Annotated in this window: 13 protein-coding genes; 6 read left to right on the top strand and 7 right to left on the bottom strand. The window is 53.3% G+C overall.

Annotation, left to right across the window (positions count from 1 at the left end):
- The first annotated feature begins 45 nt into the window (after nucleotides 1-45).
- Nucleotides 46-825: an NRDE family protein gene (locus RC73_RS13470; protein ID WP_039035133.1), complete on the top strand. Its 780-nt coding sequence runs from the start codon at nucleotides 46-48 to the stop codon at nucleotides 823-825.
- On the opposite strand, the gene RC73_RS13465 is transcribed toward RC73_RS13470, so the two are convergent.
- A complete protein-coding gene (locus RC73_RS13465) occupies nucleotides 788-1,357 on the bottom strand; it encodes a Tll0287-like domain-containing protein (RefSeq protein ID WP_039035132.1) in 570 nt (189 codons plus the stop codon). The genes RC73_RS13470 and RC73_RS13465 overlap by 38 nt on opposite strands.
- Nucleotides 1,358-1,419: 62 nt before the next feature.
- Nucleotides 1,420-1,845 (bottom strand): YybH family protein, encoded by a 426-nt coding sequence (locus RC73_RS13460; protein ID WP_039035131.1) that lies wholly within the window; start codon nucleotides 1,843-1,845, stop codon nucleotides 1,420-1,422.
- 384 nt (nucleotides 1,846-2,229) lie between these two features.
- On the opposite strand from RC73_RS13460, the gene RC73_RS13455 reads away from it, so the two are divergent.
- Complete coding sequence (locus tag RC73_RS13455) at nucleotides 2,230-2,787, top strand: lysophospholipid acyltransferase family protein (RefSeq protein ID WP_039035190.1); 558 nt, start codon at nucleotides 2,230-2,232, stop codon at nucleotides 2,785-2,787.
- Nucleotides 2,788-2,851: 64 nt separating this feature from the next.
- Nucleotides 2,852-3,472 (top strand): LysE family translocator, encoded by a 621-nt coding sequence (locus tag RC73_RS13450; RefSeq protein WP_039035130.1) that lies wholly within the window; start codon nucleotides 2,852-2,854, stop codon nucleotides 3,470-3,472.
- Between the two features lie 30 nt (nucleotides 3,473-3,502).
- On the opposite strand, the gene RC73_RS13445 is transcribed toward RC73_RS13450, so the two are convergent.
- Complete coding sequence (locus RC73_RS13445) at nucleotides 3,503-4,783, bottom strand: mechanosensitive ion channel family protein (protein WP_039035189.1); 1,281 nt, start codon at nucleotides 4,781-4,783, stop codon at nucleotides 3,503-3,505.
- Nucleotides 4,784-4,913: 130 nt separating this feature from the next.
- Entirely contained in the window at nucleotides 4,914-5,348 is a 435-nt protein-coding gene (locus RC73_RS13440; protein ID WP_039035129.1) for a hypothetical protein, read from the bottom strand.
- Nucleotides 5,349-5,867: 519 nt separating this feature from the next.
- On the opposite strand from RC73_RS13440, the gene RC73_RS13435 reads away from it, so the two are divergent.
- Nucleotides 5,868-6,542 carry a DUF3157 family protein gene (locus RC73_RS13435; RefSeq protein WP_052248196.1) on the top strand — a complete coding sequence of 225 codons (675 nt, stop codon included), beginning with the start codon at nucleotides 5,868-5,870 and terminating at the stop codon, nucleotides 6,540-6,542.
- Nucleotides 6,543-6,670: 128 nt separating this feature from the next.
- Here the strand turns inward: RC73_RS13435 and hutH are convergent, their stop codons facing one another.
- Genes hutH through hutC form a run of 3 tightly spaced genes read right to left on the bottom strand, consistent with a single transcriptional unit; the run spans nucleotide 6,671 to nucleotide 10,652 of the window.
- Nucleotides 6,671-8,212 (bottom strand): histidine ammonia-lyase, encoded by a 1,542-nt coding sequence (gene hutH, locus RC73_RS13430; protein ID WP_039035128.1) that lies wholly within the window; start codon nucleotides 8,210-8,212, stop codon nucleotides 6,671-6,673.
- Nucleotides 8,212-9,882, bottom strand: a complete 1,671-nt coding sequence (hutU, locus tag RC73_RS13425; protein WP_039035127.1) for a urocanate hydratase — start codon at nucleotides 9,880-9,882, stop codon at nucleotides 8,212-8,214. The genes hutH and hutU overlap by 1 nt, the downstream gene beginning before the upstream one ends.
- A 47-nt stretch (nucleotides 9,883-9,929) precedes the next feature.
- Nucleotides 9,930-10,652, bottom strand: coding sequence for a histidine utilization repressor (gene hutC, locus RC73_RS13420; protein ID WP_039035126.1), 723 nt, complete (start codon nucleotides 10,650-10,652; stop codon nucleotides 9,930-9,932).
- A gap of 145 nt (nucleotides 10,653-10,797) precedes the next feature.
- Here hutC and hutI point away from each other — a divergent pair, with 145 nt between their 5' ends.
- The gene (gene hutI / locus RC73_RS13415; RefSeq protein WP_039035125.1) at nucleotides 10,798-12,024 is read left to right on the top strand and encodes an imidazolonepropionase; all 1,227 of its coding nucleotides are present in this window, start codon (nucleotides 10,798-10,800) and stop codon (nucleotides 12,022-12,024) included.
- A 397-nt stretch (nucleotides 12,025-12,421) separates the two neighbouring features.
- Complete coding sequence (locus tag RC73_RS13410; protein ID WP_039035124.1) at nucleotides 12,422-13,546, top strand: hypothetical protein; 1,125 nt, start codon at nucleotides 12,422-12,424, stop codon at nucleotides 13,544-13,546.
- The last annotated feature ends 146 nt before the right edge of the window (nucleotides 13,547-13,692 follow it).

Here is a 13,692-nt window from a genome sequence, read left to right as displayed (position 1 = left end):
ACTTGTGGGATAAGCCCGCATTTAGACCCGGCATAAGGACAGCCCATGTGCATTCTGTTTCTGGCGCTGGATCAGCATCCGGATTATCCGCTGATCCTCTGCGCCAACCGCGATGAGTTTCATCACAGGCCCACAGCCCCGGCACATTTTTGGCCGCCACAGCAGCAACTGCTGGCGGGTAAGGATCTGCAGGCAGGTGGGACCTGGCTTGGCTGTAATCGTTTGGGAATGGTGGCCGGCCTCACCAATATCCGTCAGTCAATCTCTCAGCCGGATGGTATGCGCAGCCGCGGGGAACTGGTGCTCAAGGCGCTCAATAGCCAAACCCCAATAGAGCCGCAATGGCTCAGTGACCACAGCGACAACTACAATCCTTTCAATCTGGTTTTCGGCCAGGGCAAGCGCCTTTGGTGTTATCACAGCCCGGATAAGTCATTGCGGTGCTTGAACAGGGGTTTTCACGCCATCAGCAATGGCGCCTTGGATGAAATCTGGCCCAAGATGGCCCGCGGCGAGCAGGCGTTGGAGCGGTTGATTAGCCAATCGGCCAAGCCGGATATAGATAGGCTGCTGGCAATAATGCGTGATGAGACTCCAGCGCCGGACATCAGCCTGCCAAACACAGGAGTCAGCCTGGAATGGGAGCGACGTCTGTCATCCATTTATATTCGCCACCCGGAATACGGCACCCGGGCCACCAGCCTGATATTCATCTCCCGCGAAGGGAAACTGAACTTTTACGAAGCCAGGTATGATGGCAAGGGGCGACAACTGGGGTTGGAGCAGTTCAGTTTTGCGCTGACAAACGCGGAGCCACTATGCTGATGGCGCCGCGGATCTGCCCAAGCTGATAACCTCTGGCGCTGTCATCCGGGTAGTGCTCATCCAATGCGGTTTTGACCTCGGGCGCCAGTTGGCTGCCGTGACAGGTGAGGCAAAGCGGCGCTACGCCCTGGGCCTTCATAAAACGCAGCTGTGACTCGGTCTGGGCAACATGGCTCAAGGTTTGCGGATCTTCACCGGCTGCGGCCCGCTGATCGAATGACAACAATACCTGTCGCTGCCAGGCTTCTGGCTCGGCTGCCGGATTACGGGGTTTCAAGCTGACACGTTTTACCTGCCAACCGCTCTCGGCAGAGAGTTGGCGGGCGATTTCCGGCGCCTTATGGGAACAAACTTCGATAGCCGCCACCGGGCCACCTTCGGCCAGGGCTTGTTGCAGTTGCGGCTTGAGTGTTTGGGCAAAACGCTTGGCCAGCGCGGCCGCTTCGGTGTTGAAGTCTGCCGCTGTTGGCTCTGCCACGGCTTGATTCACCAGCGCAAAGGCCAGCAAGGCGGTCAGTGTGGGTTTTAACATAGGGTGCTCCATTAGATTTTCTTAATGGATTGATATTAGATAAATCTAATTCCCTATGCAAGTCAGGATGAATGATCGTGAGTGATTACCCAATGGTCGTCTTTCTTTTCCAACAGCAGGGTAAAGACTCCGGATGGGCTGTCCTTTTGTCTGAGCAAGACCCAGCGACCGGCCACCAAGGCAGAATAGTTACTCAACATCTGCACATCCTTGAGCTCCAGCTTGAGCTGGCCCATAGTCGCGCGATTCGGATAGCTACGTTTATAGGCGGCCAGCATCTTGTCCCAGCCATATTTGAACTCGCCTTTGGAGACAAACCTCAGCTTGGGATCGTGCCAGTAACCCAGCATATAGGCATCAATATTTCCCTGATTCCAGGCTTGTTGCTGACGATTGATCAGCTCGGTAATTTCATCTGTCGGTACCGCTTTAGCCGGAGCGATTGCAAGTAGCAGTACTGACAGGAGTCCAAAGATTAACTTTTTCATATTCCCTCCTTGCACTCTCCCGGAACCAGGCCAGGAAACCGTGCCGACATAGGCGTTGAGCTTCTATACAGATACTAACCTATTTGGCCCTGGATAAGGAAAGAACTGGGTAAACATTGTCTTAGTAGATTGTAAGCAAATCCACCGCGCGTTTTGAACAAACTTACGTCACGGCGATTTATAGCCAATGACGAGTCCTTGGCAAGATGTAGAACCCAGGCTTGCACAAAAGAGATAATACTGAAATTATATTTTCCCTCAGGCCTCTGCTTGGGGAAGTGCTGCCTATGTTCAGACTCCTAAGCTAATCAAGGTTGGACTGGCGGCCCACCCCAAACACTTTTGAACTATACCTTTAATCAACTCAAGGTTTGGCAACTCTCTATGTTTAAAAAAATCTGCCAATGGCTGCTGGCTCTGTTCGGCTGGCAAATTCGCGGACAACTGCCCGACTCCCAGCAATACCTGGTGATAGTGGCACCCCATACCAGTAACTGGGACTTCATTATCGGCGTACTCGCCCGTGGAGCTCTGGCGGTGAAGATCCACTTTCTCGGTAAGCATCAACTCTTTATTCCGCCCTGGGGCTGGTTTTTCAGGGCCATAGGTGGCAGGCCGGTAGACAGGCGCAAGAACAATAATCTGGTCGATGCGGTCAGCGACTTGTATCGCCTGGATCGCAACTTTAAGCTGGCGCTGGCGCCGGAGGGCACCCGCAGCCCGGTGACACGCTGGAAGACAGGTTTCTACCATATCGCATCCAAGGCGGGGGTGCCGATTGTGGCAGTGGGGCTGGACTTTGGTCAGAAGGCGGTGGTGATCAATCAACCCTTGATACCGAGTGCTGACATGCAGCAAGACATGGATCAGCTTATCGCCTTCTATCGCGGCATTCGCGGCCGCTTCCCCAAGGCGATCCCGGACTATTCAGCGGAAAAGTGAATCTTGTTCGGCAGGCGTCTCAGGACTATAGTGACGCTTAACCGAAAACTTTGTATACAAAATTATGGTTCACCAGACCTTCCTGTTGTACCTGTTTGCGATCTTATTGATAGCCATTTCTCCCGGCCCGATCGCCATGTTGTCTATTTCTCACGGGATCCATTTTGGTAAACGCCGCAGTCTGGCAACGGCCTTGGGGAGTGTCAGTGCGGCACTGCTGTTGATGTTGGCCTCCATCGCCGGGCTGAGCGCCTTGCTGCATGCCAGCGAATACGGCTTTACCCTGCTCAAATGGTGCGGTGCCGCCTACCTTATGTATCTGGGAATTAAGCTGCTGCTCACCAAGCCCCATGCGGCCGAGCAGAGTGTTGGCCCCAAGGGACATGGTCATCCTCTCAGTCTGTTCCGGCAGGCGTTTCTGGTGGGGATCAGCAACCCCAAGGATCTGCTGTTTTTCGCCGCTCTGTTTCCACAATTTATCGATGTGACTGCGCCGCAGGGGCCACAACTGGCAGTATTGGCTTCCACCTGGGCCTTGGTAGACTTCAGCTTTGTGATGATTTACGCCTCTATGGCCAGTGTGTTGGCTTCATGGCTGAAGCGCAGTCAACGCTTGCATTGGCTGGATCGTGTCAGTGGCGGGGTGTTTGTCACCCTCGCCACTGTATTGGCCGTTAAAGATTAGGGGAGCGCTTTAGGGGAGGTGCGAATAAGCCTATGTAGGCTTATTTGCGCCGGCTCCATTATCTTTTAAGCTGCGGATATCATTGCCGGTAGGGCCCTGGAAGGCACGCAGATCGAACTGCGGCAAGATGGCAAAGATATGATCGAAGATATCCGACTGAATATCTTCATAATATGTCCAGCGGGTATCATTGGTGAAGATATACAGTTCGATCGGCAGCCCTTCAGTCGTAGGCGCCAATTGCCGCACCATCAGGGTCATCTCCTTGTGTACCTTGTCGTGGTGCTTGAGATACTCCAGCAGGTAGGCTCTGAAGGTCCCCACATTGGTCAGCCTGCGACCATTGACCGGCATTTCGATATCCGACACTTTCGCATTACATTCAGTGATCTCATGGATTTTCTTCGGCAGGTACTCTTTCAACAGGTTGATCTTCTCCAGCTTCTTCCTGTCTTCTTCGGTCAGGAAACGTATGCTGTTGATATCTATGTTGACCGAACGTTTGATTCGGCGACCGCCTGACTCAGACATGCCACGCCAGTTGCGGAAGGCATCGGATACCAGCGCATAGGCCGGGATCATAGTGATGGTCTTGTCCCAGTTGCGAACCTTGACTGTTGTCAGCGATACCTCTTCCACCGCGCCATCGGCGCCGTATTTATCCATCTGGATCCAGTCGCCTGTGCTGACCATACGGTTAGCCGCCAGCTGAATACCGGCAACAAACCCCAGAATGGTGTCCTTGAACACCAACATCACCAAACCTGTGGCGACACCCAAGCCGCTGAGGAAGTAGACAGGAGACTGGTTGGCGAGCACAGAGATGGAAATAATGATGGCGACAAAGAACAGGAACAGCTTGATCAGCTGCACAAAGCTCTTCACCGGTAGACGACGGCTAATCAGCTTAACGTCTGCCACCTCGTTGACCGCATCCAATGCCGAATAGGCGGCGCGGATCAGCAAGACGACCAGCCAGACACTGAGCAGCCTGTCGACCAGTCCGGCCAACAGTTTATGATCTGTCAGTGCTATGGGGATCAGCAGGTTGAGCACCAGCGCCGGCACCAGCATCGCCAGCTTTTCCAGCACTCTGTGGCGCATAAAGATATCGTCCCAGGTGACTTTGGAACGTTGAATCACCAGGTTCATCGCCCGCACTACACCGCGACGCACAATAAAATAAGCCAAACCTGCCAGCAGCAGGCAGGCGAGCACCATGAGCGAAGTGGACAAACCATCGGCTGGTTGGCTGTTGATCCCCAGCTGTGACAACCAGTGTGACAGTTCGAATCTTAAGTCTTTGTCCAAGTTATCCAAAATTAACCTCTCAGAGAAAAATCACTCATCCCGGCCCACAACCCAGGCCAGGTTGCAGAGTAACATACAGGTGTTAACTTTGGCTGAACAGTCGATCTCATCCTCGTTGGAAAGTGTGCGCTTAATCACCTTTCAGGGTGAGTACTATTTTGGTTCCCAGCGGCTGTTGGAAGTGCTCCAGGTGATCTATGGGAAGCCCGGAAATTGATAATTGTCTGTGATTGTACCAGTCGAGTTTCAACTCATCGTGGCGACCGGATACCACCAGCAGACCGGGGAAGCGGCGTCCCGAGTCCAGATCGGTCAAGCTTAAGTGGCTCTGCCAGTGCTTACGTCCATGCAGACTGCAGTTGGAAAAGCTGACGTCGGCCTGCCAATCTTTATTCGGTGACCAGCTGCTGAGCAGTATTGACTCTTGGCAATGCTCGCTATGGTCAGGTAGTTTGCCTACCCAACCTGCCACATGGAACAGACTCCATGAGGCCAGCAACAGGTAAAAGCATCCTCCGCCAAATTGCAGAGCCTTCGACAACCAGGCCTTGGTATTCGACGGCATACCCTCTCCAAACTATCAGATAGACTAAGAGCGGGATCATATAGTGGGGTATGTTGTAAGTAAACGCTGACCAATGAGTTACAAACTCGGTGATTGTTTCATTGAATGGTTTAATTCGCCACACAGCCGGCTGGATGTGTCATAGGACTCTTCACCGCAGCCAAAGTATAAGAGATGATAATGCCCTTTATCTTCTGGTATACCCAGCGCCAAAGTTGCCTGCAAGACAATTCTGACCCCCTTTACAGTCAAGGCTGACATATTAGCGGGCAATAACTTCACTTTCTTGCCAAGGACTTGGTCATTTGCTGCGAACTATGTCTTACATTCCAGTCTGTAAGCCGACGCAGAGCACACATGGGGCTTGTTCGCACCTTTCCTGGACAAAGGCACTTGAACATACTTCCCGTGGATTGCCGTATGCCAGGAAAGCAAGTTTATGTTTTTCGTCATTGCCAGCCCAGGTAAGCCCGGTTATTGTTGACGCCAGGATCCAGCCAAGCGCAAGCGAATTTTTTCATGTTGAAACAGAACCTTTTCAAACCCGGCTTCGCCGTCAGTGCTCTGGCGTTGCTATTGAGCTCAAGTTTTGCCGTTGCCGAACCGGCCCAGGTGGCCGAAGTCACTCTGGAAAATGGCGCCAGAGTCATACTCAAAGATGATTTTACCTGGGAATATGTGCTTACAGAGGCGGTGATCAGCGCCGCCGAACCCGAAACTGTGACTGAAGATGTGGTGGCCGAGATATCGAATACCGCAGCCAATACCGGCACCCATACTGTCGCAGTGGCGCTCAAGTCCGAGGTAAACCCAGCCGCCACGGCTGAGCAACTGACCCAGAGCGCCATGACCACTCCCGGACTGCTTGGCAAGACTGCCAGGGAAGGGGTCAGCGTTTCTCTGCTGCAGACGCAGTGGCAAGGTGACAAACTGGGCCTGACCTTCGAACTCGGCAGCAACAGCAGTGAAGATATGGTTGGCGTACTGATCAGTGTCAGCTTTTATAACGATCAGGGGCGCAAGATGAAAGAAGAGGAGCTACAGGTTTGGCGTGCCATCAAGCGTATGCCGGAAACCTATCTGCGCAAGGGCCAGCAGCGGCAATCCTCGGTGATCTGGATTGAAGGGGTAGATAAAAACCAGTGGCAGAAGCAGCTGTTGAATCTAAAGATCACAGAACTGGATGCCTGGTAACATCTGTCTCTCGGCATTGATTTATTAAAATAAATAAAGAGCGCCAGTTGGCGCTCTTTGTATTTCATATACGGACTTTTGTCCCTAAGGTGCCCAAGGGCCCTCAGACCCTTCCAGCGATTCCCGGCTCAGAGGCTGCTTGGCAGCAACTCCTTTGGCAGATAAGCGTTATAGCGCCCACTCGCCAGCAGCTCAGTGGCCTTGGTGATATCCGGACCGAAGTATCTGTCCTTGTCATAGAAGGTAACCCGCTCGCGCAGTTCTGCCTTGGCCTTGGCTACTGCCGGGCTTGGCCGCAGCGGCGCGCGGAAATCCAACCCTTGGGCCGCAGCCAGCAGTTCCACTGCCAGCACGCCGCGGGTGTTTTCCGCCATATCCTTGAGCCTGCGGGCGGCAAAGGTTGCCATGGAAACATGATCTTCCTGGTTGGCCGAGGTCGGCAAGCTGTCGACAGAGGCCGGATGAGCAAAGGTCTTGTTTTCACTGGCCAGTGCCGCGGCTGTCACCTGGGCAATCATAAAGCCCGAGTTAACCCCACCGTTATCCACCAAGAATGGCGGCAGCTTGGAAAGATTGGAATCGATCAGCAGCGCAATGCGGCGCTCACTGATGGCCCCCAGCTCGGCAATCGCCAGTGCCAGATTATCCGCCGCCATGGCCACAGGTTCGGCATGGAAGTTACCGCCTGAGATGATCTCGCCGGTATCTTCAAACACCAGTGGGTTATCTGTCACGCCGTTGGCTTCAATTTCCAGCACTTCGGCCGCCTGACGGATCTGCGTCAGGCAAGCGCCCATCACCTGTGGCTGACAGCGCAGAGAGTAGGGATCCTGCACCTTTTCACAATTGGCGTGTGACTCGGCAATCTCGGAGCCGCTCCCCAGCAGATGACGGAATACTGCCGCCGAGTCTATCTGGCCCTTTTGACCGCGCACCGCATGAATTCTCGGGTCGAACGGGCTGCGACTGCCCATGGCCGCCTCGACACTCATGGCGCCGACCACAGAGCCGGCGGCAAACAGGTCCTCGGCATGGAACAAGCCCTCCAGTGCCAGCGCCGTCGATGCCTGGGTGCCGTTGAGCAGGGCCAGGCCCTCTTTGGCAGCCAATTCAATCGGTTTCAGCCCGGCGATACTCAAGCCCTCAATGGCGGGCATGATACGCCCCTGATAACGCACTTCGCCCTCGCCGATGATCGGCAGACACATGTGCGACAGCGGCGCCAAGTCGCCCGAGGCCCCCACTGAACCCTTCTCGGGTACGCAAGGGTAGACACCGGCATTGACCAGGGCGATCAGGAAGTTGATCACCTCGAGACGGATCCCGGAAAAACCTCGGGACAGCGAGTTGATCTTCAACACCATCATCAGCCGCACGGTTTCATCGCGCATCAATTGGCCGGTACCGGCGGCGTGGGACAACACGATAGAGCGCTGCAACAGTTCCAGATCCGCCGGGGCAATCTTGGTGTTGGCCAACAGGCCAAAGCCAGTGTTGATGCCGTAAACCGTGCGGCCCTCATCCAATACTTTTTGCACCACGGCGGCGCTGCTGTTGATAGCTGCCAGCGATTCCGGGTGCAATTGCAGCTGGGTTGGCGCGCGGCTGATGCTGCGCAGTTCAGACAGGGTCAGGCTTCCCGGTGTCAGAGTGATTTGAGTGGTCATCATCAGTCCTCCAACATAGGCAGATCCAGGCCCTGCTCTTTGGCACAGCGCTTGGCAATCTCATAGCCGGCATCGGCGTGACGCATCACGCCCGTGGCCGGATCGTTCCACAATACCCGGGATACCCGCTTGGCGGCGGCGTCGCTGCCGTCACAGAGGATCACTACCCCGGAGTGCTGACTGAAGCCCATGCCGACACCCCCACCATGGTGCAGCGACACCCAGGTGGCGCCACCGGCAGTATTGAGCAGTGCATTGAGCAGCGGCCAGTCGGAGACGGCATCCGAGCCGTCGAGCATGGATTCGGTTTCCCGGTTGGGACTGGCCACAGAGCCGGAATCCAGATGATCCCTGCCTATGACCACAGGCGCCGACAGCTCGCCGTTTTTCACCATTTCGTTGAAGGCCAGCGCCAGACGGGCGCGGTCTTTGAGGCCAACCCAGCAGATACGGGCCGGCAGCCCCTGGAAGGCGATACGTTCACGGGCCATATCCAGCCAGTTGTGCAGGTGTGGGTCGTCCGGAATAAGCTCTTTCACCTTCTGATCTGTCTTGTAGATATCCTCAGGGTCACCACTGAGTGCCGCCCAGCGGAACGGGCCAATGCCTTCACAGAACAGCGGCCTGATATAGGCGGGAACAAAACCGGGGAAATCGAAGGCGTTGGCCACTCCTTCGTCAAACGCCATCTGGCGGATGTTATTGCCATAGTCCAGGGTCGCGGCGCCGCGGCTTTGCAGCGCCAACATGGCCTGAACCTGCACCGCCATGGAGGCCTTGGCGGCCTTGACTACAGAAGCCTCGTCTTTGAGGCGCATCTCCTTGGCCTGCTCCAGCGTCCAGCCCTGAGGCAGATAGCCATTCAGCGGATCGTGCGCCGAAGTTTGGTCTGTCACTACATCCGGAGTAATGCCGCGCTCAACCAGCTCACTGAAGATATCGGCGGCATTGCCCAGCAAACCCACGGAAACCGGCTTGCCCTCGGCCTTGGCGGCTTCCAGCATCGCCAGAGCTTCGTCCAGGCTGTGGGCCTTCTTGTCCAGATAACGGGTACGCAGACGAAAATCGATACGGGTCTCGTCCACTTCACAGGCCAGTACAGAGAAACCGGCCATGGTACCGGCCAGAGGCTGGGCACCGCCCATGCCGCCCAGGCCACCGGTCAGGATCCAGCGGCCCTTGGCTTCACCATCGAAATGCTGCTTGGCCACGGCCACAAAGGTTTCGTAGGTGCCCTGGACTATGCCTTGGGTGCCTATATAGATCCAGGAGCCGGCGGTCATCTGGCCGTACATAGCCAGTCCTTGCTTGTCCAGCTCGTTGAAGTGTTCCCAATTGGCCCAGTGGGGTACCAGGTTGGAGTTGGCGATCAGCACCCTGGGGGCATCGCTGTGGGTCTTGAATATTCCCACCGGCTTGCCGGATTGCACCAGCAAGGTTTCATCCTCTTCCAGACGCTTGAGCACCTCGACGATTTTGTCGAAGCACTGCCAATCGCGGGCGGCGCGGCCTATGCCGCCGTAAACCACCAGATCCTCGGGGCGCTCGGCCACATCCGGATGCAGGTTGTTCATCAGCATTCTGAGCGGCGCTTCGGTCTGCCAGCTCTTGCAGTTCAGAGTGGTGCCGGTCGGCGCAATGATTTTGCGCGCCGGATCATGTCTCTTATCCATAAACTTCCATTCCTCTGTTGCTTGTCTTGTGGTTTATTTTGTTGTTTTTATTTAGCTTTATGTTCGCCTCTGAAGGTCAAATGCCCTCCGAGACGGAAGCGGCTGCCGGGATGGATCAGCCGGGCAAAACTCACCACGCCCTGGCGTGACCAGGTGCGGCGCAGTATCTGTAAACAGGGCTCGCTGGCGGGGATCGTCAAGCGGGCGCGTATCTGTTCATTGGCGACTATCGCCTCTATGGTGTGGCGTGCTTCGGTCAAAGGCGCCACCTGCGACAGATATTCATGAGGGGTCTGCAAATTGAAATCCTGCTGCAGATAGTCGGGGATTAACTGAGGGTTTACGAAGCGCTCCTCGAGCTGTAGCGGCAGCCCCTCTTCACAATGCACCAGCACCGAGTAAAACACCCGGCTGCCGGTCTCCAGCCCCAGGGCGATGGCGATAGGCGCCAGGGCCTCTATGGCGGTCAGCTCCAACACCTGCACGCTGTAACCATGGCCGCGGGCCTTGATCTCATCGGCGATATTGCGGATAGACAACATGGATGACTGCGACTTGAACTCGGCCACAAAGGTACCCAGCCCCTGACTGCGCTCCAGCACGCCGTTGTCCACCAGCTCGGTCAATGCCCGTCTGGCCGTCATCCGGCTACACTCAAATAGCTCTGCCAGTTGGTTTTCGGAAGGCACCCTGGAGTGCTCCACCCATTCACCCGACTCAATGCGGTCTGAGATGTACTGTTTAATGCGGGCGAACTTGGCTGTGCTCATCGAATCGACTCTGTGTTGGTTTCAATCTGCTGAAAAACTCGGCTATAATCCTAACTTGTATATACAAGTAAATACAAGTTAGCTCACAAAATCACAACAATTGCCATCATTAAGGCAAGCGTAAGGCAAACAACAAGGAGCAAGCATGTCCTGGGATCAGGTTTGGATAGATATCAATATTGCCACTATGGACCCTTCTGTATCAGAGGCTTATGGCGCCATCACCGACGCGGCCCTGGCAGTAAAAGAAGGCAAAATAGCCTGGATTGGCAAGCGCAGCGAACTGCCTGCCTTCGACGTGCTGGCAACTCCGGTTTACAAGGGCAAAGGCGGCTGGCTGACGCCCGGGTTGATAGATGCCCATACCCATCTGGTGTTTGCCGGTAACCGCGCCAACGAGTTCGAGCTGCGTCTCAAGGGTGCCAGCTATGAAGAAATCGCCCGTGCCGGTGGCGGCATTATCAGCACGGTTAAGGCCTGCCGTGAGGCCAGCGAGGCCGAACTGTTCGACGAGGCTCGCCGCCGCCTCAACGCCCTGGCCAAGGAAGGGGTTACTACGGTGGAGATAAAGTCGGGCTACGGGCTGGAAACCGCCACCGAACTCAAGTTGCTCAGGGTCGCCCGCGAGCTGGGCAAACACCACCATGTGGATGTGGTCACCACCTTCCTGGGCGCCCACGCCTTCCCGGCCGAATATCAAGGCCGGGAGCAGGAATATGTGCAACTGGTAATCGAGGAGATGCTGCCTCAGGTATTGGCGGAAGATCTCGCCGATGCCGTGGATGTGTTTTGTGAAAATATCGCCTTCGACCTGCAACAGACAGAAGCCATTCTCAGCGCCGCCAAGGCCAAAGGGCTGGATATCAAGTTGCACGCCGAGCAGCTCTCCAACATGGGCGGCTCAATACTGGCCGCCCGTCTGGGGGCCAAGTCTGTGGATCATATCGAGTATCTGGATGAAGCCGGGGTCAAGGCCCTGGCCGAGAGCGGCACCTGCGCCACCTTGTTGCCCGGCGCCTTTTACTTCCTGCGGGAAACCCAACTGCCACCGATAGCCTTGCTGCGCCAATATCAGGTGCCCATGGTGCTGGCCAGCGACTTCAACCCGGGGACTTCCCCCATCTGCTCAACCCTGTTGATGCTCAACCTGGGCTGCACCCTGTTCCGCCTGACGCCGGAAGAGGCCTTGGCCGGTGTCACCCGCAATGCCGCCCGCGCTCTGGGCCGCGAACAGCGCATAGGCATGCTGCGTCAGGGAATGGATGCCGACTTCTGCCTGTGGCGGATCTCAACTCCAGCGGAACTCGCCTACAGCTACGGCGTGAATCCGTTGGTGGATGTCATCAAGGGGGGCAAACTTATTCATCAATAAGTTTGGCAAGTGATTGGATGGCAGGTCACCGACCTGCTGTCGCTTGTGCGCCGACATCCCAGCGCCAGGGAATAGCTGCACAGCTTAGACTCATCAGTTTTAACTGGATTAGTCAGAATCCAGTCTGTCAGTTTCGTTTCCTTGACGTGACAATAGCTGACAGATTGGCCTAACCTGGTTCTGCCCCAAAATGAGTTATGCACGATATATGTAGTAATTTTACTAATCCAAAGTACCTCGAAGAAGTTACTTTCGCACGATGAAACTAATGAATGACTTTCTTTCTATCACCTGGTCTTGACAAAAAATAAAAATGAGCGACAACTTATCTTTAAAGTAGTATCTTAATCGTTGATAAAAATGATTTGTAATCGGACAGATTGAGAGATGATGAGATATGCCAATAACTGCCTATTCAAACACTTATAAACGAGAATTAGATGCAACTCAATTGGAGTCACTTTTTAATGAAAGTCCTCATTCTCTAGATGTTTCGTTTCAAAACTTTGTGAAAAATGACATAGAGTGCCCTTCATGCAATGTTACTGGTGGTTATATAGTTAGTGAGGGCATTTGTACAAGAACGGGTAGAACGGTATCTCAAGCTCACTTTGCATTTAGAAACGCTCAAGGAGTAGATGCACACTTACCATTTTGTGACTTCTATGATGGTGAAGACAAACAGAAATTGGTATCAAATGAGGGTAGAGTTGACTTCAGAAGGTCTCAGTCTGCTATAACAAGACAAATTGGAGTCATAGTTAGTATTGGGATAGAAAATAATATTTTCAGCCAAGGTGACATGAGGGATATGAGGCAATGGTTTCTTGATTTGAGGAAAAGTGGCCAAGAACTTTTTGATATCTCTCCACACATTGTCAATCTAGCCAGAAGCTCATACGTTAGATCTAAAAGAAATTTTGAAAAATTTGTCCCAGACGTGAGTGAAGCTTCAAAGGAAGGGTTTGATATCGATAGGGAAGTTTATGAATCTCTAAGCCATCAATATCCTCATTACAAATTGATTGAGTATTATAAGGAAAATCCATTCTATTTAGAAATAGCACAGAAGGCTGTAGTTAAAAAGGCTATTAAAATAATAAGAAACGACTCAAATTTCTTAAGTTTTGACCGAAGCGTACTCTTAGATAAGTATCAATTGACTCGTAAACTTTCCGATAAAATTGTTCAAAACGATGGTTTTCTATCACAAAATCTATCTCCTAGTGCAATTTTTAAATCTAATCCGTTAATGGCACTTTCAGCTTTACTACTATTTGTATCGAATTGGGATATTGATGAAGCATGGGGAAAGGTTGAAATAATTTATAAAATTCGGACAGTTAAAGATCATGATGCTGGCAACTTTATTGGCCTTAATCCATTTGCAAATTATAGTGCTTGGGTGATCATTAAAAAATTGATGGTCATAAAAGACACCCTTGAAGATAATCTAGACTATGACTATTTATTTAATGAAGAAAAATCACGATTAATGAAGTTATACGGTCTTAAAGGTTGAAGGAAACATACAGGACATCCTATAGGAAACATACAGGACATCCTAAACACTTTACGAGCTGCAAGGAAGCTCGTTGCAGGGGTCAGTCTCTGATAAATAAGAGGGTGTTCAAAATTCTGTGTCACGTTAAAAATCACAGATCGATG

The sequence above is a fragment of the Shewanella sp. ECSMB14102 genome, assembly GCF_000813075.1.
In the GTDB taxonomy this organism is placed as follows: domain Bacteria; phylum Pseudomonadota; class Gammaproteobacteria; order Enterobacterales; family Shewanellaceae; genus Shewanella; species Shewanella indica.
This window is presented reverse-complemented; position numbering and strand designations above follow the sequence as displayed.

Coding starts and splice junctions, on each gene's coding strand:
- RC73_RS13470 (WP_039035133.1), top strand. CDS start 46: ATGTGCATTCTGTTTCTGGCGCTGGATCAGCATCCGGATTATCCGCTG.
- RC73_RS13465 (WP_039035132.1), bottom strand. CDS start 1,357: ATGTTAAAACCCACACTGACCGCCTTGCTGGCCTTTGCGCTGGTGAAT.
- RC73_RS13460 (WP_039035131.1), bottom strand. CDS start 1,845: ATGAAAAAGTTAATCTTTGGACTCCTGTCAGTACTGCTACTTGCAATC.
- RC73_RS13455 (WP_039035190.1), top strand. CDS start 2,230: ATGTTTAAAAAAATCTGCCAATGGCTGCTGGCTCTGTTCGGCTGGCAA.
- RC73_RS13450 (WP_039035130.1), top strand. CDS start 2,852: ATGGTTCACCAGACCTTCCTGTTGTACCTGTTTGCGATCTTATTGATA.
- RC73_RS13440 (WP_039035129.1), bottom strand. CDS start 5,348: ATGCCGTCGAATACCAAGGCCTGGTTGTCGAAGGCTCTGCAATTTGGC.
- RC73_RS13435 (WP_052248196.1), top strand. CDS start 5,868: ATGTTGAAACAGAACCTTTTCAAACCCGGCTTCGCCGTCAGTGCTCTG.
- hutH (WP_039035128.1), bottom strand. CDS start 8,212: ATGATGACCACTCAAATCACTCTGACACCGGGAAGCCTGACCCTGTCT.
- hutU (WP_039035127.1), bottom strand. CDS start 9,882: ATGGATAAGAGACATGATCCGGCGCGCAAAATCATTGCGCCGACCGGC.
- hutC (WP_039035126.1), bottom strand. CDS start 10,652: ATGAGCACAGCCAAGTTCGCCCGCATTAAACAGTACATCTCAGACCGC.
- hutI (WP_039035125.1), top strand. CDS start 10,798: ATGTCCTGGGATCAGGTTTGGATAGATATCAATATTGCCACTATGGAC.
- RC73_RS13410 (WP_039035124.1), top strand. CDS start 12,422: ATGCCAATAACTGCCTATTCAAACACTTATAAACGAGAATTAGATGCA.